Here is a 19,889-nt window from a genome sequence, read left to right as displayed (position 1 = left end):
GCGGATCACCCTTCTACTCCGAGTGCGATCTGCCCCTGGTCCGGCGGCGGATTGAGTCTGCGAAATTCCGCCTCGGCCGCCGCAGCCACCTGACGGCGTCGTTCTTGCCACAACGCGCGGAGTGGATCGCGATTCAGACCGATGACATGGATCTGGGACACCCAGGTGCGCACGTTCCCAATGCGAGCCGCCAACCGCGCCACCGATACTGTGGTGGTGAAATTGGGAAGAATGGAGCTGGCCTTGTCCATCTGGGCGGCGATGATGAGCTGGAAGCCCATGCGTTGGAGGTACTCGATCACCCGATTGGATCGCTCCAGGTCATGCACCTTGAACGCCTCATCGAGCATGAGCACACGGAGTCGCGGCCCTCGTCCCTTGAACCAACCGCATGCGTTGGCCACCAGCATGCCGCACAGGATGTACGGCGGCGTGCCGCTCTCCCCGCCTGAGCCGGTGCCCCACTCCGAGTAGAGGACCGGGGTGCCGGCCTGCGTCTCGAATGCCAGGTCGTACTCGTAGTAGTTGGCTGCGTTGCTGATGCGCTCCAGTGCCCGGCGCCCGGCCTCGCTGTGGGCGTTGAGCAGGTCTCGCTTGATGCGTTCCCGAATCGCCTGCTCTTCCGGTGTGAACACGTCCTGGCCGAACCATTGATCTTCGGGGCTGAGATCCTGGGACTTCTCCTTCACGGCTGCAAAGAAAGCCAGATAGTCCGCGAACTCGGGTTTGAGCGCATATACCACCTCATACCGCTTGTGGGTACCGAAGTCCAAGTCCCGCAGTGGCCGGTTCAAGGTATCGATGACAAACTTGATTTCCTTGGTGCGGCTCAGGATCTTCTGAACCAGCGTGTCGGTCAGGACGCTGGCGAATTTGTGCTTGGTCTTGCTGATCTCTTCGGCATTGGCGCGCAGCGAGGATTCGGTCAGCCATGCGCGCCTGCGCTCCACGGAGCGAATGCACTGGACGATATCGATCAGGCGCGACCAGACCGCACCGCTGTCCACATCCGCCACGCGTTCCAACCCCTCGCCATCGCGCGCGCGTTCCATGTACCTGTCCAGATCGGCTTGCATGGTCTGGAAGCGTTGTGCGATATGGCCGGCGACGGTACCCAGCGAGTCGCCTGCCTCCAACGGATGCTGTGACAGTTGATCGGCTTCGGCCTCCCACGCGCCTTCCTCCAAGGTCGGCGACACAGCGGCCTGTGCCGCCACCAGACGCTGCCGGTACTGATCCTGCTCGCTCGCCGCTTCTGCCAATTGCGAGCCCATCGCGTCCAGGTCCTGTTGGGCTTTATCCTTCTTGGAAGACGCCTTATGCACGGCTTCCTGCTCGACCACTAGACGAGCTCGCATATCCGTCAGTTCGCGCTTCTGCTGCTCAAGACGCGCGATAGCTAGCTTGGCTTCTGGACTTTGTCCGTCCAGCGCCGATGTCCTGTGCGCCACATCTATACGCTTGTACTCGGCACGTTCCAGGTCTGCCACCAGAGCTTGAATCGGGCGGCCCTGCCGATCGCCCTCAAACGTCGCCAGGAACTTCACGGCTTCATACTGCAGACTGGCCTGGTCAAGCTCGCCACGTGCTTGCGACAGCTGAGCCTCGATGGCGGCACGCTGGGCGCGCCTGGCATCGGCGCCGAACACGCACTCCTCTTTTTTCAGCAGGGCGATGCGGCGACCAAAGCCTTTTGACACGCGGCCATCCACCATCAGGCCGCTGGCGATCGTATCGAGCTGTTTGGCGTCGGTTACCTTGACCGTGCTGCCGTACTTGGCGATCAGGTAGTCGCGCGCCAGGGGGTCGTCGATGTCCAGCTCTTCCAGCACCGAAGCCTGGACCGGAGGCCTGCGTTGCGCCTCGTCCCTGGCCCGACGCGTCTGCGCAAGGGTGGGTTGGAGGCCGCCTTTGGCATGCGCAGGTCGCAATGCCAGCCAGTCGCGCAAATGCCGGTGGGCATCGCCTTCGTGGGCAGGTTCGACAAGAACGGTAAACCGGCTTCCACCGAGCAGCCCTTCGATCGCGGGCCGCCAAGCGGTTCCGAACCTCGGCGTCACGTGATGGCAAAGCAGCCGCGGCCTGGCATCGGCCGGAAGCGCGTGTTTGAGCATGGCGCAGGCCTCTTCAATCAGGCGCGGCAGGACGATATTGCCATTGGATACCTTGTCCAGTTGCTGTTGGGCGGCGCCAACGGCGTCCTGGGCCGTCTGCATGACCGCACTCAGGCTCGTTGCTTCAGTGAAGGCAGCTTGTTTGAGCCTGGTCAGACTGCTTCGTCCAGAGCTTTGCAAGAGGGAGAGGTGGCTGTCGTGCTCCAGCGCCAAGGCGTGGAATTCACCGACGGGTACGGGATCGTCGACTTGCCGACAGGCGTGCGCGGTCAAGGCGCGTAGCTGTTCGGATGCATGGCCCAGTGCCGTGGCGTGAGGCGAGATGCCCTTCCATGCCTCATGGATAGTCGCGAACTGGGTCAGGGGCAAGCGGGCAAGCGCGCCGGAAACCTCGCTGGCCCACGCTGCAGCGAGGTCATCGTGGAGACTGGCCAAGGAACGCGCGCGCAGCGCCTGTGCTTCCTTGGCTTCACTCAGTAGCACCCGCTGTTCGCCCATGCCTGGGAGCGAGCCGACCTGCAGCGATGCGTCCTGAACCCTGAGATCCAAGTCGTGCACGCTCTGCTCCAATGCGGCTGCCGATTGTTCGGCCTTGATCAGCCGTACATCACAGTCCGCCAACGCGGAGATGGCGTCATTGTGGTCCTTGCGCCGTTGAACGTGGCGCCGGATCGCAACCGCCAGCTGCCTTACGTGGACACCCTTGACGCGCTCCAGGATCTCCTGGCCCGTCTGGTCGGCGCGTTGCAGGATCGCATCCATCGACGCCAGACGATCAGCCTCGGCCTGGAGTAGCTCAAGCTGACGCAGCGTGCTGGCGGTCTCTTGGACATCGGCGCTGAGATCCATGTCGTCGAGCACCCGATCGCGCACGATAGTATCCACATCGGATATGTCCTTCAGCGCGATGGACTGGATGAAGGTCTTCGTGGCGCGCTCGGCTTCCTTGCCTGTCTCAATGTTGCCCCCACTCAACCAGTCTTGCAGCGAGACGACGTAGGCCTTCTTTGCCAGATCCCCTTTCACCTGGCCGCGCGGATACGAGGCTAGGAGCTGATCGCTTATCTGGGCCAGCGCGGGCACGCGCCACCCACCCGATGCGTCCACCTGCAGCAGGTCCAGCGAGCTGAGCCCGGCCCGCACCAGGGTCCCAAACTCGTGCTTCACCCGGAAGTGCGGACGGCTGGTCAGACCGGGTTGATCCGGCACGACCTCTGCCATCCACAACGCGGTCATCGGTTCGGCCTGTTCGTCCGGGTCGGGCTGGAAGACCAGTCCGATGATGCACAGCGCACCGCCGGGTCGGCCGGGGCCGTCATCGGTCATGTTCACCGCATAGGCGGCCAAACTTCGTTTGGTCAGGCCGCGCTTGGATTTCTTGTGGTCCGCATCCTGGGCTGGATTGAGCCGGATCAGATTGTGATCGTTGCCCGCCAGTACGATCTGGATCAGGTCCTGCAGCGTGGACTTCCCGGCGCCGTTCTTGCCCACGACCAGGTTGGCCTGCCCTAGCTCGATATCACGCTCGGACAGGGCGCCAAAATTGATGGCAATGATGCGTTCGATCTTCATGCGGACTCACGCTCCTTGTCACCACGCTGCTCCAACGCCGCTTCGGCCGCGGTATCGAAGATCAGGCTGAGGATGCCGCGCTGGATGGCCAGCGCCTCGCCCGCCTCCATGTCCACACCGCTATCGGGCAACCTCACAACGCGAAGCTGTCGGAAGCTGGTCAGCATCGCTCGCCGGTCGGTCTGTCGCTGCAGCGACAGGTTCTGCAACTGGGACACCATGCAGTTGTCCAGATCGGCCAGTTCAACCACCCGCTCGCCCCGGTCATTGAGCAGATTGCGCTCGATGGCTTCGCGGTAGAGGAGCCACAAGGCAATCAGGCCAGCAGCCAGATCGGCCGATACGTTCGTCGTAAGCCGGGGATAGGTCGGACAATCGTGGGTCGGAACACCCGGGATCGAGGCGCCAGGTGCGTAGAGCCTGACGGTCTGTGCGGTGGGATCGTGATGGAAAGGAAAGCCGAGCACCTCAAACAACTCGCTGAGCACGCGCTCCATGTCCACACTGCGATCGTAGAGTTCGGTCTCGCTACCCGAGGCTCCGCGCGCAATCACCCCGGTGGCCAGCAATCGCCAGACTACCGGTTGGAAGCTGGGCTGGAGCCAAGCGGGAAGCGTGCCCATCAGGGCATCACGGATCGGTTGCATAAGGCTCCTTCAGGGGACGGCGCACCGAGGGCGTCATCAACACATCGTGGGTAGAGAAGAACGCGTTGACCACCGGACGATGCGGCAGGTTTTCCGCACTGATCTGGATCACTTCATTGGCATGGGCCATGGCGAACACCGCATGCAGGATCGCCTGGGGCGAGTCCAGCGCCAGGTCTGAGAAGTACACCGCATGGCGTTCTCGTAACTGATTGGCCAGGTGTGCACCGTTGGCGGGCGCATCGATCATCACTGCGCTATCCAGCGCCTGCTCGATCGCATGCTGCAGCTGCGCGTCCCAGGAGATGATCGCACTGGAGCCCTCTCCGCTAGCCACGCGTGAGGCGCGTTTGTCGCGCACCGCAATGCGGGAGGGATCCACTAGTCGGATCGCCATCGGCGCAATGGCGTGACCGAAGCGGGCCAGCAAGCGTTCTCGCTGCTCCGGGCTCTCTTCTTCCTTCAGGCGCTCCACCAAGCGCGACAGCGCCGACGAACGCGAGGCGGCCCTGACGAAGTGCTGATGCCCCACGACCTGCGCCATCAAGCGAGTGACGGACTGGATCTCTCGCACCATGGCCGACTGTTTAGGGCGACAGCCGTGCAGGATGATCGTGTGGACACGATCGAGCGCGTAGTCCAGCACCCGGTGGTGCCCGGCCGCGTCCTCTGCCAGCCAAGGCAACTCTCGCGAGAGCTGCCTGTCCATCTCGGTGCGGCGAGCGTCCGGCAGGGCGCGCAGCTTCTCCAACGCGTCGATGATGTCACTGGAATACGTATCGACGTTGTCGGCCAGCAGTCGTGGGGCATAGTCCCCATCCATCCGGCGGTTCAGCTCCAGCAGATGGTCGAAGGCTGTGTCCTGCTGGCGAAGCAGCGAGCGCGCCTGCTCCTGCAGCATGTGGATGTCGTCGGTGAGCTCATCGCTCATGGCCGCGGCGTAATGCAGAGCATCGGCCAGATCATCTGGGTCGGCCCGCTCGTAAAACTGCAGCAGCGCGTTTCGTACGCTACGCATGTTGCGCAGCCGGGTGCGACGCCGCGGGCGCGTGATCTCCGTCAGCGCGGCCGCGACGAGCTTGCCTGCGCGCGTGAAGCGCAGCGCAGGCTTGAGATCGGCGAAGTAGCGTTCGAGCCACCCGTCCTCAACCAGCAACCGGGATAGCAGGCGAATGGCCTCTTCGCGCTCCATCTCGGTCGGCGCGCGGCTGAAAATCGCTGCGGTGTCGTCTTCACTCGCGGCGTAAACATCGGTGTGGTCGCACGCTGCAGCCAGACATTGGCGCAGCGAGTCCAGCGTCAAGGTAACCGAATCGCTGGTGGGTCCAAAGAACTGCTCATGCAGTTCCACCAAGGTGCAGGCCGCGATGGCGCGGTACTTGCCATGAAGTACCCGCAGAAAGCGTTCACGGGGCGCATCGAACAGGTGCATCGCACATCCTTGTCGATATCGTATTTAGCTTTTAATCTATAATAGCTTTTATGCTATATTCAAGCGCATGGGTAAGTCATTGAATCTGATGGAAGAACGGCTAGCGGCAATCGGGTTGCTGCTGCGCTGGGAAGGCAGCGTGTCCAACGCGCGACTGCGCGAGCTGTATCAGTTGCACTTTACGCACGCCAGCCGCTTGATCGCCGCCTATCGCGACGCCTTCCCCGAGTCGGTGGTGGAGGACCGCTCTAGAAAGCGGTTCGTGCCTCGCCTGCCCCAAGTGCCGGCCGCGTCTTCGGAAACAGGCCGGCTGGCCGATTACGTGCGATTGCTCCAGCGTACCGGCGCCGCACCGGCGGGCATGGTGCTCCTGCAAGCCGATGCGGCCGAGGTGGAACCGCACATCTTTGCCCCCGTGCAGCAAGCCATCCGGTTCCAGACGGGATTGGAGGTGGAGTACCGCTCCATGCGCAACCCCGAGCCCCATTCCCGTACGGTGTTTCCGCATGCCTGCGTTCAAACGCAAGGACGTTGGCATATGCGCGCCTACTGTGCCAAAACCGCCTCGTTCCGGGATTTCGTACTGGGCCGCGTGTCCGCGGTGGCACCGACGCCCGCGCCTTGCCCGGTCGGTGTGGAGAGTGACCGGGCATGGCACACCCAGGTTGAACTGGTGATCGAACCGCATCGTGCATTGCCCAAAGCGCAGATGGATGTGGTCAGGTTTGAGCGATTCCACAAAGCCAGCGCGATGGTACGAACCGAGCGCGCCGCGCTGGCTCCCTACGTGCTGCATGAGCTGCGTGTGGCGGTGGATATCGCCCACCAGAACCCTCCGGACTATCTCCTGATGCTGCGAAACCCACAACGCCACCGGTCTTGGCTGTTGGGGGATGTCGAATCGACTCAATGGTACGCCCCCGCTTTCGTAGACGGTTAGGGGCTTTGTTTTGAGTTAGCCGCCTCAAACATCATTGGGGCAAGGCCTCCCAGATGTCCATGGCGGCGCTCTCGCTGGACGTGCCCTCCTGCCTGATTCGCTGCGACATCGATGAGGTCGGGATCCTGCTGCGCAACCTGCTGCATAACGCCTTGCGTTACACCAGCGAGGGAGGCCACGTGCTGGTGCGCTGCGGCTATGAGCCGGCCACCACGCCTGACGCGGCACGGGCGGTGTTCCTGGAGGTGCTCGACGATGGCCCGGGTGTGCCTGAAGCCGAGCGCGAGGTGATCTTCGAGCGTTTCCATCGGGCGGTGGACACGACCGTGCGCGGTAGCGGCATCGGGTTGTCGCTGGTCGCTGACATCGCCCAGTCGCATCAGGCCTCTGTTCGCACTGGCCTGGGCTTGGATGGGCAAGGCCTCGTGGTGCGCGTGGTGTTTCCCCCTCATGTCTCATCGGCACACTCCCCTGCGTTCTGCAGGCAGGCCGAAACTCCGGCCGGTGCGTAGCTTGGCGCCCTCCTAGTTGGGCGCCTGCGGATACAGAAACGGCTTGAAGTCGGCGTAGATCCGGGCGATCTGTGCATCGCCGATTTGCGAGGTCGCGGTGCGTTGGAAACTGGTCTGGGTGGAAGAGTCCGGGAACTGGTGAGGGTTCATCTGTCGCATCGCAAAGCCCGTCTCCGGACGGTAGCTCTGGATGAAGGCCGCTTGCATCGGCCGATTGCGGATGTCCAGGTAAGAGATAGTGGAGTAGCGCTCCACGCTCAGCGTCACCTCGCAGGGCACCTGATCGTGCTGGGCACGAAACTCCGCTGCCACGGCATTGAGCAGTTTCGGGGCCGTTTCATGGAAGTCCGATGGGCCGCAATGGCGATAGCCCTTGCGCGAGACCGGCACCCATGCCCGCGGTTCCTGGGGGCCTGGCCATACCAGGTAAGCCCGGCTTCCGCTGCGATCCGTGTTCGGACACCCGGAAAGGCCGACCTGAAGCAGGTCGAAGAAATGCGGTGCGGCGTGATCATCAACGTTGTTCTGCTCACAGAAGATGCCGTCTTTGGTATCCACTTGAAAATGCGCGCTGGCCGGTAATTCGCCGGGCAGCGGTGGCTCACCGCGATTGGCCAGCAGGGCCGTCATCACCACCGCAAAGATCAACACGGTGATCAAGCAGATGATCGTGAACGCTTGCCATTGCTTCAGGCGCGGGAAAATGTCCCGTCGCAGGATCTCGCGATAGATCAGCCACATAACGCCGATGGCCAGGCCCGCCACGCCACAGGCCTTGGCAAGCGCCACTAGAACTTGAGCATCCATCCCGGCCCCCTTGGTCGTTCTGTCCGACACATCCCCTGTCGAAACTAAAACGACGCCATCACCGCTGGCCGGCCAGATGCCTGCTGTTACTGACCTACCGTGTCAAACACATGATGCAGCTGATTGATCGCCTCGATCAGGGCCTGGGTGGTAAATGGCTGTACCTCGATGGGGGTCTGAGGTGCGTTGAAGGCCGCCTGCGCAAGTTGCTCCACCCGGAACTTCCTCACGCCATCTTGGACCTGCTCACGGTGCGCGACCCGGGCAATCGCACCCAACGCGCCGATCAGGTGCCCGTGGACCAGCAAGTGGCGCGGCCGGCCGACAAAGACATCGCGCAGCTCAGCCAGCTGCTGTTTGGTGGCCTCCGCTTCGGCCGCAATAGTACGCAAGATTTCAATGGCGTCGGTGGGCAAGGGATCCTTGCGATCCTCGTAGCGTGCCAGTACCTGTAAGCGCTCTTCGGACTGTTGCATGAGCGGATCGATCACGATCCTGACCAACTCCTTCAGATCGCGGCCTTCGTCGATTCTGTCCTGCTCTGCAGAATCGGCGAGCCTGCGCTGCTCGTGCTCGATCAGGTCCAGGTTCTGACGATGTTGCGTTTCCAGTAGAGCGACGCTTTGCGTGTACTGCCGCTTGCCAATCCAGATGGCTGCTGCGATCGCTGCGATAGAGCCCACGGCTTGGACCCATGCCGCGACCGCTGTCCAATCCACTAGGCACAAAGACATCGTTTGCTCCTTGAAATGATGAAAGTGCCCACAGCCAGCGAGTTGGGCATCTCCGCCAAATGATGTGGACAGCGGCGCCGGAAGAACTGGACGGCGTCGCCAGAAAACTGGGCAGCTGGCTATGAGGCTACCCCTTCGAATGTTGGATGTAAGAACCGTGAGGTGCCCCGACAATTGCTGCTAGACGCCCGCTACCGGCCAGAAGCGGACATCGAACGTCTGACAATCAGGCCGACCCAAAATGCGCGTTCGGCCAGAATTGCTAGACCCAACACCAATGGGAGACAAAAGAGACGAACATCGCCAGGGTCTGAGCGTATGGCGATGACGACCGTGTCCCGCACTCGATTTCTCCAGCCGTCGCGAATGGAGCCTGGGCTGGCGTCAAGATCCATCCGTCGTTGGTGTGGCCAGAGATTAGAGCACGTGAATTTCAGATGCGGGGCGAGTGCCGCATGCCCTCTAAAGGCAAGCGACGCGCAAATACCGCTTCACCAGCTGAAGCCGGCGCCCGCCGACACGCTCTTCTCGCCGCCACCGAAGGCAGCACCCAACGACACACTTGCGCGGTTGCCGATCACACGCTGGTAGCCAACCGCCATCGCCTGCTCACCGCCCTGCGCGCCGATGCCCACGCCCACGCGGTTCTTGCCCGCCAGGCCTGCTGTGTTCATCGCCATGCCGGCGTAGGCACCGCTCATCGCGGCCATGGTGTCGATGCGGCGATCCAGATGGCTGAAGCGGCGGTCGACGTCGCCGCGGAAGGCGTTGAAGTCGTCGCTCAGTCCGGTAAGTTCGGTGAAGCGGGCATCGGTGTAGGCATTGGCCGAAGCGAGTGTCGTGGCGTCGCCAGCATCGGCGTAGTCCTGCGCCGTCGCCAGTGTGACCGCATCGCCCGCGGCGATGTCGTTGCGCACGGCGGCTTCTCGGGTATCGGTATAGCCGTTCGCGGTCGCCAGCATGGCCACATCGCCCGCCGCCATGTCGCTGCGCATCGCGGACTCCCGGGCGTCGGTGTAATGGTTTGCCGTCGCCAGCGTGGCCGCGTCGCCCGCGGCCACGTCGTTGCGCACCGCAGCTTCGCGGGTGTCGGTGTAGCTATTGGCTGTCGCAAGTGTCGCCGCGTCGCCCACCGCCATGTCGCTGCGCACCGCAGCTTCGCGGGTGTCCGTATAGGCGTTCGCCGTGACCACCGCGTTACCTGCCGCGTCCAATGCTGCATCGGCCGTCGCCTGGGCCGTGTCCGCCGTGGAAAGTGCCATGTCGGCGGTCGCCTGTGCATCGCTTGCTGCGTCCAGTGCCGAATTGGCCGTGTTCGCCACCGCATTCAACTGACCAACGTTGACCGCATCAGTGGTGGCGGTACCCGCCGCGACATTGGTGACTTGACGCTGTTGGCCTGAAGAACCGACCGAGACCACGTTCGCGCGACCCTGATCACTGCTGTTGTAGCCCAGCGCGACCGATCCACCCCCGTTGGCCGACGCACCGGTACCAAGCGCGATGTTGTTGTTGGTGCCGCTGGAACCCGAAGAGCCCGGGAAACCACAACACCCATCCTGGCCCCGTCCACCCGAGCCGGCGCTACTGCCATTGCCGATGGCGATGTTGTTGTTGCCACCTGTCCCGCCAGCGCCGCCGGTGCCACCTGCGCTACCAGTTCCTCCCGCACCGCCATTGCCTGCGCTGCTGTTCGCGCCAAGCGCGAGGTTCGCTGCGCCGCCCGCGCCACCCGTGCCGGCGATGCCTCCGGCAGTGGCGATCCCACCCTGACCGCCATTGCCTGCACTGCTGTCTTGGCCTATTGCAACGTTGCCGGTTTCGGTACCCGGCCCGCCAGCCCCGGCCGTCCAGCCTGGAGGAGCCGGGCCGTTGCTGCCATTCGCGCCCACCGTACTGCCCGGCATGCACGCCATGCCGCCGGTGGTGGGGTTCTGGCTGCACGGCTGCGTGGGTGCGGTACCACCCACCACCTGCGCTTCGGCCGACGTCGTTGACAAAAGCAGGCCGCCACCCGCAGCCAGCGTCAGCATGAAATGACGGACAGTATTGATGTTGCGGCGATATCTACGCATGGCGATGCCCCCTGTGGCATGCCGCCGGCCGCCGCGCCCATGACGCGGCCACCCGCCGACGACGATGGCGCACACGGTAGGTGCCGCATCCCGCCCCGGGTATCCCTGAAATCAGGTAAAGCACTCCCGATCCGCCCTCGAGGCCGCGCTCACGCAGCCAATGGCAGATCCAGTTCCAGCGCAGTGCCTTTTCCATCGGAAGTGCCCGCGATGCGCAGCTCCGCCCCGAGTCGCTGGGCGCGGTGGCGCATGCTCGCCAAGCCGGCACCTGCGGCCCGGGCCTGTCCGGCCGCGGGTGCCGCCCCGGCAAGGCCGACGCCATCGTCACGCACGCGCAGCTCAAGGCGATCACCGGCACGGCGCAGATGGACGTCGACCCGCGCCGCGCGACTGTGCTTGAACACATTCGTCAATGCCTCCTGCAGCAGGCGCAGCAGGTCCAGGCTGCGGCCGGGCCCCAGTTGCAGACCCTCCAGACCTTCCACCCGCCAATGCGCATCGATGTCCGCCGCTTCCAACAGGCGGCTGGCGCGATGGCGCAGCGGGGCGATCAGCGTGGCCAGGTCGGCCTGCTCCTGCGCGGTGGTATCGATCACCAACCGCAGGTCGTCGCGCATGTCCTTCAGCAGATCCACCACCTCCTCCTTCAAGGTTTCGTCCGGCGCATGCTGCAGGCGGGTGATCGCCCCCACCAGCGTGCCGCCGAAGCCATCGTGCAGGTCGCGCACCAGCTGCAGGCGCTCCCCTGCACGGCTGTGCGCCAGTGCCAGCGCGTGCTGCTGGTTGAGTGTGTCGGCCAGGGTCACGGTGGCGGCCTGTACTTCGCGTTGGAGTTCGGCGTTGAAGCCCTCCACCCGCTCCATGGTCTGCGCGAAGCGATAGGCCAGCACGAACCCCATGCCCAACAGCATCACCGGCGAGGTGAACGACCCCAGGTAGCTCACGCCGCCGTACCAGCCCATGTACACACCGAGGTCGTGCAGCGACACCAGCAACGGGACGCTGATGCAGGCCGCAAGCACCTTGTAATCGCGGCGATCGCTGCGCAGCGCGAAGACGACGAAGACCGCGCTGACGACGTACAGGAACAGGATGGCGGGGGTCACGTACAGATTGCGCAGTGGCCCCATCCAGTGCGGAAACGACAACCCCAGCACCATGCCCGCACCGGCCAGCGCCAGCAGCGCCCGCTCGAAGCGCGGCCATCGTCGCTCCGAGAACCGCAGCAGGAAGATCGTATGGGTGGCGGCGGAGGCCACGAAGACCGCCGCGATGAAAGCCTGCCATCCGTCCGTGGTGCGGAACGGCCAAGGACTGCCGGCGATGAAGTTCCAGTCGTACAGCCTGCCAAAGACTGCGCTCAACGCATACCAGCCATACAGCGTGTCCTGCGGGCGTAGCAGCCAGAAGATGCCGATCATCGCCGCCAGTACCAATCCCACGGCGGCGTCGAATATCTGCATGTCACGACGTGCAAAACGCTCCCGCTCGTACTGGCCGCGCAACACGATGGGATCGCCCACGCTGACGGTACCGAACGCAGGCTGATAGGCGGCCAGGCCGGAAACCCGCACGAGCAATTCGTTCTGCCCTTCGCGCAGGAGCGCCGGCGGCACCGTGTAGTAACGCGGCACATGCCACTTGCGTGACAGCGGCTCCACCAGTGAGGCGTCCCGGTCGATCGGCTGGCCATTGAGGGAGACCGCGGCCGCCAGGCAGGTGTAGTCGAGCAACAGCCCGACCGGCTGCGATGCATCCGCCTGCTGCCAGCGGACGCGGTACCACACCACGCCATCATGGCCGGGCCAGCGCTTCTCCCACAGGTCGCGCAGTCCGACCGGTACCCAGCCCTGCCGCGGGGGCGCCTGCGCCGACCAGTCCGACCGCACGGCATCCGCCTGCTCGATCCGCGTCACGTGCTGCGCCTGCACGGGCAGCACGGCAAGCATCGCCAGCAGGACGACCAGGCACCGGACGATGCGCCTCACTTCAGCAGGCCCCGTGCCCGCGCCTCGTAAACCGCCTCGGTCCGTGACCCGACGGCCAGCTTGCGATAGATGTTCTTGACGTGGCTTTCGATGGTCAGCCGCGACAGCGAGACCAACTCGGCGATCTCGCGATTGGTGAACCCCTGCGCCACCAGCTGCACGATCTCCAGCTCGCGCTGCGACAGCGGCGGTACGGGCGAGGACCGCAGCGCCGGATCGGCGCCGACAGGCAGCAGCGCCAGGATGCGGCGCGCGATGGAAGGATCGATGGGAGCTCCGCCGCGTTGCAGACTCTTCAGCGACACCACCAGCTCCTCGTCGTCGCGTTCCTTCAACAGGTAGCCGACAGCGCCGCTGCGCAAGGCCGTCAACACGCTTTCCTCTTCCGCGAACGACGAGACGATCACCGCGGCAGCCTCGGCAGCGTGGGATCGCATCCACGCGATCAAACCATTGCCGTCGCCATCGGGCAGGTACATGTCGACGAGCGCCAGAGTATAGGGATGCGCCTGCAGTCGCGATCGCGCCGCGTCGAGCGTATCGACCACGTCGATCCGCGCCTCGCTGGCCAGACCTGCCACCAGGCGTTGCAGGCGGTGACCGGCATGGATGTCGTCTTCCACAATCAACACATCCGACATTGCGATCGGTTGCATCTCGATCAAACCCCAGCGTTGGAACTCAATCAAGTCTAGCTGTGCAACCGACCGCCGGCCACTCGACGGGCTACGAACATGGCTAGCCCCGCGGCTCCATGAAGCCCGCCATCCTCACGCGACTGAAAGCCAATCCACAACGCGAAGGCAAGAACCAGCCAGAGCGACCTGCCATCCGTGGTGGCGCGTCTCTGCTAGCGAAGCGATGACGTCCGCTTCCGATCTTCAGTGACCAGCAGGAGTGGAAGGGGATTGTAAGGAGGGGGGCGGCATCCACGCCGGGGTTCCTTCCTCAAACTGGTTGTCGGTAAGTTGCGTGGTCTCAGTGCCATCACCCCGCATCACGTAAAGATCCCCATACGGTTGCGGGTTGTGCGGATGCAGGACTGCCTCATCCTTGAAACCCGCTCTTGAACTGGTGAAAACGATCCATTCACCATCCGGCGACCATGCATTGTGTGCGTCGTTGCCAGGCGCATTCGTAAGTCGGCGCAGATCGGTCCCATCAGGCTTGATGCTGTAGATCTCGTAGTCGCCATCCTGGTCGCTGGTGAAGGAGATCCTGTCGCCTTTGGGAGACCATGCGGGAAAGTTCTCATGCCCCCCGCTACGAATCAGCTCTGATCGCTCACCCGTCTCCACGTCAACGATCCACAGACCATTGGCATCCTTGCCAGCGGCTCTGTAGACCAAGCGACTCTCATCCGGTGACCAGCTTGGGAATCCGTAGTTGCCTGTGCCGTCAGTCAGCACCCTCAGCCCGGTACCATCCATCCCAACTACGGCTATGTCCGCGGTTGACGGCCCCGTCGTAGCCTGGAAGAAGCCTCCCAGACCGAATGCGACACGGGTGCCGCCGGGAGACCAGACAGGCGCCAACGCACTTCTTTTGTCTTCTTGGTACAGGGTCGCGGCCTGGGTTCCGTCTGCATTCATCACCAGGATGCGGTTGTGCAGGGCGCCCGCCGTCCTGTCGTTGACGACAAATCGATCTCCGCTCGGGGAGAAGGACGGAAAGATTCCAGTCCTGAGCAGGGGAAACCGTGCATCGCGGCTCGGCCACGTCTGCGTGGGTGGCCACTGCGTTTCCACTTCGCGCTGGAACACCACTCGCTTCTCGTCCGACGACCAATCAACGTTTCGCATCTCGCCGCGCGCGCCATTGATTGGCTTGCCGCCGTCAACAAACTCGATGCCGCCGTTCGGGCCGCCGCTTGCGAAGCCTATTTTTTCGTTCGACAGCCATCGCGGGGACCACTTCTCGCCGTCGCCGCTACTAAAGACCGTGCGCTCCCCGCTTTCCAGATCTATCCCAACGATTTGAGTCGTCCCCCGTAAGCGGCGTGGACTCGTAATCTTCTGCACGTTGTCGAGGTCTGCCTCATAGAACAGCAGCGATTTGCCGTCAGGAGACCACGATGGACTTCCCGCGAATGCCGCTGTCGACGTCACCCGTCGCAACTGGGAGCCGTCCACACGAACGACATAGAGCTCGGTCGAGTGCAGGGTCACGAAGCTCATCTTTGGCTTTCTTGAATCACGATCAGACGAGAAGGCAATCCATTTTCCATCTGGCGACCATGTCGGTCGAAAGTCACCCGCGGGATCGTGGGTCAAAATCCGCGTCGCTTTGGTCTTTAGGTCCAATATCCAAATGTCTGCCTGACCATTGCGAGTCGAGACGAAGGCGAGCGTTTTCCCGTCAGGCGAGACGGCTGCCTGGTCGTCAAATGAGAGGTCATCCGTAAGTCGCTCAAGTCGAGAGCCATCAGGACGCATTCTGTAGATATCGGATGAGCCACTTCTGGTTGAAGTGAAAACAATCCAGCGACCATCTGGGGAGAACGATGCATTTGAGTCCAGTGCGGGATCTTCCGCCAAAGCGATCGCATTGCTGCCGTCTCCATTGGCGATGAATATGTCGGTATTCAACGGCGCAAAACTAGCAAATGCCACTCCAGCGAGACGCTTTGCAGAGTTCGCTGCGTTTGCGTAGCTGGTGAGACCACTCACGCTCAGTACTGCGAGCGTTAGCAGGATGACTTCACCTATCCGGCGCCGTCTGATCATGGCGTTCCTGTCGTTGGGGCTGATTGGGAAGGGCCTGCAGTCTATTGGCTCGCCTTCAGTTCCAACGCGGCACCGGCAGTCTAGCGGCCATAGATTCGTTGAAAGAGCACGCCAAGGATTATTCGCTTGAGAAAACCTGCCTTCTCGATCAGCGAGCGTCCGGCCAGTACCGAAGATCGGGCTGTGCGGGGGCATTGAGTGGGCGACCTGCTGTTCGGTGATCACAACAGTCAGGCCGCCACGCTGTTGGAGCGGCAAACCCGCTACCTGATGCTGGTGAAGGTGGCAGGCAAAGACACCGAGACGGTGCTCACGCACTGCACAAGAATGCTCGTCGCCTGCCGAAGGAACTCTACCGCTCGCTGACCTGGGATCTGAGCGCGGAGATGGCGATGCACCGCCGCTTCACTCTGGTCACGGATATCCGTGTCTACCTCGGCGATCCGCATCATCCTTGGCAGTGCCGCACGAACGAGAACACCGACGATCTGCTACGCCAGTACTTCCCCACGGGCATCAGCATGGCCAACGTCTCACAGGCCAAGCTCGATGCTGTGGCGCGCCGACTCAATGAACGGCCACGCAAGGCTACGAAACATCGGCAAAGCGATATCGACAAGCTGTTGCGTCGATCGGTTGAACCCAAGGTCGAAAGCGGGCACTTGCGACGATGGATCAGCAAGGAACCACTACTTCATCACTTCCAACGGAATCAGTGCCAGCCAGAGAATCAGCAGCACCAGCCATAGCCATCGCCATCGTCCCATGTTGCGCCAGGCCAGTCTCCAAGGACCGGGGTCAGGTCGACTCATGACGCCCCCGCTTGCGGGCCGAGCGCAGTGTGTCGGCCACTCGCAGGCCATACAGGTACACGCCCGTGAAGCTGAGCGCCGTGAGCGCAGCGCCGAACAGGAGCCACAGCAGCCGCACCTGCCATCCACCGAATGAGCCAAAGTGCAGCGGATCGGCCATCTCGGCGATGCGCTGATGGACGCTCATCTCGCGGCCATCCTGGAGCTCGAGCAGACGACCATCGCGCAGATCGAAGCCAGCGACATTGGCTCGATCACGCACGAGCCATGCCTGCGCTTGTCCGTCGATGAGGATGCCCTGGCCAGCCGCAGTGGGTTGCACTCCTGCCACACTCAGCTCAGGCCAGCGCTTCGCCAACTCCGCGACAGCGCGGTCGATGGCCACAGGATCGGCAGGTGCCGCCTTCTCGCCCTTGCCGTCCCCGGGCAGCGAGATCTTCGGTGGAGGCGTGGCCTTGCCGCCCAGTGATTCGACCAGATACCACCCGCCGGTCACCGCAATCAGCGCCACGAACCACAGGCTCCAGACACCGAGCAACCGATGGATGTCGCCCCAAAGACGGCGTGGCCGGTCACCGCGCGGCCAACTGAAGAATCCGCGCCACCAACGCTTGTAGATGAAGAGGCTGCTGACAAGGGACAGCAGCAAGGGGATCGACAGCGCTGCCACCAGCGGTACGCCGTACTTGACGGGCAGCATGAGGTGGCGATGCGTGTTGCGCAGGAAACGGTGGGCATTGAACCAATGGGTATCCCCCGTCACCTTGCCGGTGTACGGGTCGACCCAGACAAACCGCAGCCTTCCATCGTTCGTACGCACCTGGGCCTTGGCGGCGAAGCGCGATGCATGCGGTGCAGCCAAGCCCTGAAGCGACCAGTCAGGATGGGCCCGCTGCACCGCATCGACCATCTGACCCCAGCTGGCGCGCTGCTCGCCGGGAGTGACGCGCATTTCCGCGTGCAGCAGCCAATCGATTTCCTGCGCAAACACCGCCAGGGTGCCGGTCAGGCAGATAAAGCCCATGAACAGGCACAGCTTGAGTCCGATCCAACTGTGCAGATCGAACCAACGGCGCCTTCCGCCCGCTCTGTGGGGCTGGGTCGGCACGGAAGAAGATGAGATCGCTGACGGTGGCTGGCGCATGACGTCAGAACGTATAGGCCGCCTGCAGGTAGAGCCGTCGCGGTTCGCCGGGGAAATGACCGTTGCGTTCGATGAAGCCGCTGGCCGCATAGACCTTGTCGAAGAGGTTCTTGATGTTGGCCTGGAACTTCCAGTCCCGCCATTGCGTCTGCCAGCTCAGGTCGAAGATCGTGTACGGCTTGACCCGCTGCCCCTCCAGGCTGATGCGCTCGTCCGTGTAGTCCGCTCCGAAACCGATGGCGGATGCGATGGAGGGAATGTCGTAGCGGGTCCACAGGCCCAACTTGTTGCGCGGTGCGTTGGCGAAGCGATCGCCTGACGCATTGGTGATGCCGTTGCTGCCGGCATCGATTACGCGGGCGTCGTTGTAGGCGTATGCGATGTTGACGACCCAACGGTCGGTCACGTCTGCGAGCAGATCGACTTCCAGGCCTTCGCTGCGTACCAGGCCCAGTGCCGCCAGCTGGTTGGTGCCGTCCACGACTTCGCCCGTGGCTTGCAGGATGTTGCTGCGCTCGATCCGGTAGAGCGCCGTATTGAGCGTGAGGCGGCCATCGGCCAGCAGAGTCTTCAGACCCACTTCCCATTGCTTGCTTTGCTCGGCATCGAAAGGGCCCCCTGCCGCGGGGTTCTGGTTGCCGGTCGCCTGCGGCACGAAGCCGCTGGCCACGCTGGTATACGCATTCAGTCCATCACGCAGCACGAAGGTACTGCCCAGGCGCCAGCTGAGGTCGTGACCGTCCACGCGGGTTCTACCGATCAGGTCCTCATCCTCAAAGCCGTCCCAGCGCAAGCCGGCCAGTACATACCAGCGCGGTGTCAGGGTCAGCTCGTCTTGGATGTAACCGCCGTAGCGAATGCCGCGGGTGCTGGTGTCGCGCCACGGAAGGGCGGCGAGGTTGTAGTCGCGGTAGGAGGTGACCCCGTATACCGGATTGAACAGGTCGATGCCGGGAACCGGTCCTGCATTGCGAACCAGGTCCGCGCTATTGGCCGTCTGTGCCGTGAAATCCGAATCCACGTGGTAGTAGTCGGCGCCGAACAGCAGCTTGTGTTCCACCGCCCCCGTCCTGAAGCGCCAGACGGCATTGCCGTTGACCGCAGTGGCGTCGTTGTCCCGGTACTGGTTGCGCAGCTGGCGCGTCATCCATTCCGCGGTTCCATCGCCGTCACGGTCGATCAAGCCCATCGGCTCGTGGTAGATCTGATGCTCGCTGTTCTCGAACCATCGCGCAGCAAAGTCGACGTCCCATGCTTGCGCCGGCGAGAAGCGATACTGCGCGAGCAGTACCTTGGCATTCATGTCGAGGAAGTCGGTGGCTTCGTTGTGGTTCCAGCGACGGTTCGTGAGGAATTCGCCGTTGTCGTTCACCGGCACGCCGCGGAGCCGGTTGCCCCCCAGGTTCTGGGTGATGTCGGTGTACTGCACCGTCAGCTCGCCGGTCTCGCCGATGTCCATGGCGATCGAGGCATCACCGATCACGCTCTGGCTGTCTGCATTCCAGCGAACGCCCTCCTCGCCATCGCCGTAGGCTCCCAGGCGATAACGCACGCTTCCGGACGGGGTGAGCGGACCGGTCGCCTCGATCGAACCGGCAACAAAATCCTCGTTGCCGAATTGGATTTCGGCCCGGCGCTGCATCTTGGCTTGCGGCTTGCGGGTAACGTAATTGATGACACCGCCGGCATCGCCGCCGCCATACAGCGCACCTGCCGGACCTTTGAGTACTTCGACCCGTTCGATGTTGAACAATTGCGGGACGGAGAAGCCTGCATAGGGATCGCCACGCAGCCCGTCGTACAGCACGTTCTCCTGGCGGAATCCACGCAAGGTCACGCCGGCATAGCTGAAGAAGCTGATGCCGCTGATGCTCCGGTAAAGGTCGGTGACCTGGCGTGCGGCCTGGTCATCGATCAGTTCGCGGGGCATGACCTGTACCGACTGCGGCACCAGAGCCAAGGGCGTATCCGTACGGGTACCGACCGCGGCATCGTCGGCCTTGTACAGAGTTTGGGCCCGGCCCAGGACTTGGACCGAATCCAGTTCGGTCACATCAGGGTTGGCAGGTGCGGCGTCAGGGGAAGCCTGGGCATGAGCCTGGAAAATGGCCAAGGACAGGGCTGTGGCCAGGAGGCCACGCGTAAATCGTGGGGGGTACATGAGGGCTTTTAATGCGAATGATTATCAAGAACATCAGTCTATCACCTGTTCTTGCAGCCCGCAGCTAGCCGACTCCCGATCGGAGATCGCTCGCGGCTCCTCAACTCAAGCCCCCCCCCCCAGCAGGCACCGAGCCTGCTCCATAGCCATGCCTTACATAAACTGCTAATCAAAGCGCCGGGAAGACATGGTTGCGAACGACAGCTGACATCGAAACCAGGGGTC

General features: G+C 63.1%; 13 protein-coding genes and 1 pseudogene. 3 read left to right on the top strand and 11 right to left on the bottom strand.

All coding sequences use genetic code 11. The annotated features are described in order from the left end of the window. Window positions 1-5 precede the first annotated feature (5 nt). Genes IB223_RS14570 through IB223_RS14560 form a run of 3 tightly spaced genes read right to left on the bottom strand, consistent with a single transcriptional unit; the run spans window position 6 to window position 5,765 of the window. Window positions 6-3,686 (bottom strand): SbcC/MukB-like Walker B domain-containing protein, encoded by a 3,681-nt coding sequence (locus IB223_RS14570; RefSeq protein WP_192202503.1) that lies wholly within the window; start codon window positions 3,684-3,686, stop codon window positions 6-8. After that, on the bottom strand, window positions 3,683-4,333 hold the full coding sequence (locus IB223_RS14565; RefSeq protein WP_192202502.1) for a DUF4194 domain-containing protein: 651 nt from the start codon (window positions 4,331-4,333) through the stop codon (window positions 3,683-3,685). Before IB223_RS14565 ends, IB223_RS14570 begins: the two co-directional genes overlap by 4 nt. Further along, window positions 4,317-5,765 carry a hypothetical protein gene (locus IB223_RS14560; protein ID WP_192202501.1) on the bottom strand — a complete coding sequence of 483 codons (1,449 nt, stop codon included), beginning with the start codon at window positions 5,763-5,765 and terminating at the stop codon, window positions 4,317-4,319. The genes IB223_RS14565 and IB223_RS14560 overlap by 17 nt, the downstream gene beginning before the upstream one ends. A gap of 88 nt (window positions 5,766-5,853) precedes the next feature. On the opposite strand from IB223_RS14560, the gene IB223_RS14555 reads away from it, so the two are divergent. Together IB223_RS14555 and IB223_RS14550 are read left to right on the top strand one after the other, a co-directional pair. After that, window positions 5,854-6,705 (top strand): WYL domain-containing protein, encoded by an 852-nt coding sequence (locus tag IB223_RS14555; protein WP_225591137.1) that lies wholly within the window; start codon window positions 5,854-5,856, stop codon window positions 6,703-6,705. A gap of 59 nt (window positions 6,706-6,764) precedes the next feature. After that, on the top strand, window positions 6,765-7,217 hold the full coding sequence (locus tag IB223_RS14550) for a sensor histidine kinase (RefSeq protein ID WP_225591115.1): 453 nt from the start codon (window positions 6,765-6,767) through the stop codon (window positions 7,215-7,217). 12 nt (window positions 7,218-7,229) lie between these two features. On the opposite strand, the gene IB223_RS14545 is transcribed toward IB223_RS14550, so the two are convergent. The 6 genes from IB223_RS14545 to IB223_RS14520 all read right to left on the bottom strand — a co-directional run bounded on the left by IB223_RS14545 (window position 7,230) and on the right by IB223_RS14520 (window position 15,547). Next, window positions 7,230-8,024 (bottom strand): hypothetical protein, encoded by a 795-nt coding sequence (locus IB223_RS14545; protein WP_192202498.1) that lies wholly within the window; start codon window positions 8,022-8,024, stop codon window positions 7,230-7,232. 86 nt (window positions 8,025-8,110) lie between these two features. After that, window positions 8,111-8,707, bottom strand: coding sequence for a hypothetical protein (locus IB223_RS14540; RefSeq protein WP_225591114.1), 597 nt, complete (start codon window positions 8,705-8,707; stop codon window positions 8,111-8,113). A gap of 542 nt (window positions 8,708-9,249) precedes the next feature. Next, window positions 9,250-10,833, bottom strand: a complete 1,584-nt coding sequence (locus tag IB223_RS18995) for a YadA-like family protein (protein WP_192202496.1) — start codon at window positions 10,831-10,833, stop codon at window positions 9,250-9,252. Window positions 10,834-10,982: 149 nt separating this feature from the next. Further along, a complete protein-coding gene (locus IB223_RS14530) occupies window positions 10,983-12,821 on the bottom strand; it encodes an ATP-binding protein (protein ID WP_192202495.1) in 1,839 nt (612 codons plus the stop codon). Next, entirely contained in the window at window positions 12,818-13,477 is a 660-nt protein-coding gene (locus IB223_RS14525; protein WP_192202494.1) for a response regulator transcription factor, read from the bottom strand. Before IB223_RS14525 ends, IB223_RS14530 begins: the two co-directional genes overlap by 4 nt. 225 nt (window positions 13,478-13,702) lie before the next feature. After that, the gene (locus IB223_RS14520) at window positions 13,703-15,547 is read right to left on the bottom strand and encodes a PD40 domain-containing protein (RefSeq protein WP_192202493.1); all 1,845 of its coding nucleotides are present in this window, start codon (window positions 15,545-15,547) and stop codon (window positions 13,703-13,705) included. Between the two features lie 138 nt (window positions 15,548-15,685). Between IB223_RS14520 and IB223_RS14515 the strand changes: the two are divergent. Further along, a pseudogene (locus IB223_RS14515) lies at window positions 15,686-16,187 on the top strand (IS30 family transposase); the annotation flags it as partial. A gap of 158 nt (window positions 16,188-16,345) precedes the next feature. Here IB223_RS14515 and IB223_RS14510 read toward each other — a convergent pair. Next, window positions 16,346-17,503, bottom strand: a complete 1,158-nt coding sequence (locus tag IB223_RS14510) for a PepSY-associated TM helix domain-containing protein (protein ID WP_192202492.1) — start codon at window positions 17,501-17,503, stop codon at window positions 16,346-16,348. A 4-nt stretch (window positions 17,504-17,507) separates the two neighbouring features. Beyond that, window positions 17,508-19,664 (bottom strand): TonB-dependent siderophore receptor, encoded by a 2,157-nt coding sequence (locus IB223_RS14505; protein WP_192202491.1) that lies wholly within the window; start codon window positions 19,662-19,664, stop codon window positions 17,508-17,510. Between the last annotated feature and the right edge of the window lie 225 nt (window positions 19,665-19,889).

The sequence above is a fragment of the Pseudoxanthomonas sp. PXM03 genome, from assembly GCF_014852005.1.
Classification (GTDB): Bacteria; Pseudomonadota; Gammaproteobacteria; order Xanthomonadales; family Xanthomonadaceae; genus Pseudoxanthomonas_A.
Note: the sequence above shows the minus strand (reverse complement) of the source record. Positions and strands in the feature narration are given on the sequence as shown.

Bases quoted from the DNA above. Each gene is read 5' to 3' on its own strand.
- IB223_RS14570 (WP_192202503.1), bottom strand. From the start codon at position 3,686: ATGAAGATCGAACGCATCATTGCCATCAATTTTGGCGCCCTGTCCGAG.
- IB223_RS14560 (WP_192202501.1), bottom strand. From the start codon at position 5,765: ATGCACCTGTTCGATGCGCCCCGTGAACGCTTTCTGCGGGTACTTCAT.
- IB223_RS14565 (WP_192202502.1), bottom strand. From the start codon at position 4,333: ATGCAACCGATCCGTGATGCCCTGATGGGCACGCTTCCCGCTTGGCTC.
- IB223_RS14545 (WP_192202498.1), bottom strand. From the start codon at position 8,024: ATGGATGCTCAAGTTCTAGTGGCGCTTGCCAAGGCCTGTGGCGTGGCG.
- IB223_RS14555 (WP_225591137.1), top strand. From the start codon at position 5,854: ATGGAAGAACGGCTAGCGGCAATCGGGTTGCTGCTGCGCTGGGAAGGC.
- IB223_RS18995 (WP_192202496.1), bottom strand. From the start codon at position 10,833: ATGCGTAGATATCGCCGCAACATCAATACTGTCCGTCATTTCATGCTG.
- IB223_RS14510 (WP_192202492.1), bottom strand. From the start codon at position 17,503: ATGCGCCAGCCACCGTCAGCGATCTCATCTTCTTCCGTGCCGACCCAG.
- IB223_RS14525 (WP_192202494.1), bottom strand. From the start codon at position 13,477: ATGCAACCGATCGCAATGTCGGATGTGTTGATTGTGGAAGACGACATC.
- IB223_RS14505 (WP_192202491.1), bottom strand. From the start codon at position 19,664: ATGTACCCCCCACGATTTACGCGTGGCCTCCTGGCCACAGCCCTGTCC.
- IB223_RS14520 (WP_192202493.1), bottom strand. From the start codon at position 15,547: ATGATCAGACGGCGCCGGATAGGTGAAGTCATCCTGCTAACGCTCGCA.
- IB223_RS14550 (WP_225591115.1), top strand. From the start codon at position 6,765: ATGGCGGCGCTCTCGCTGGACGTGCCCTCCTGCCTGATTCGCTGCGAC.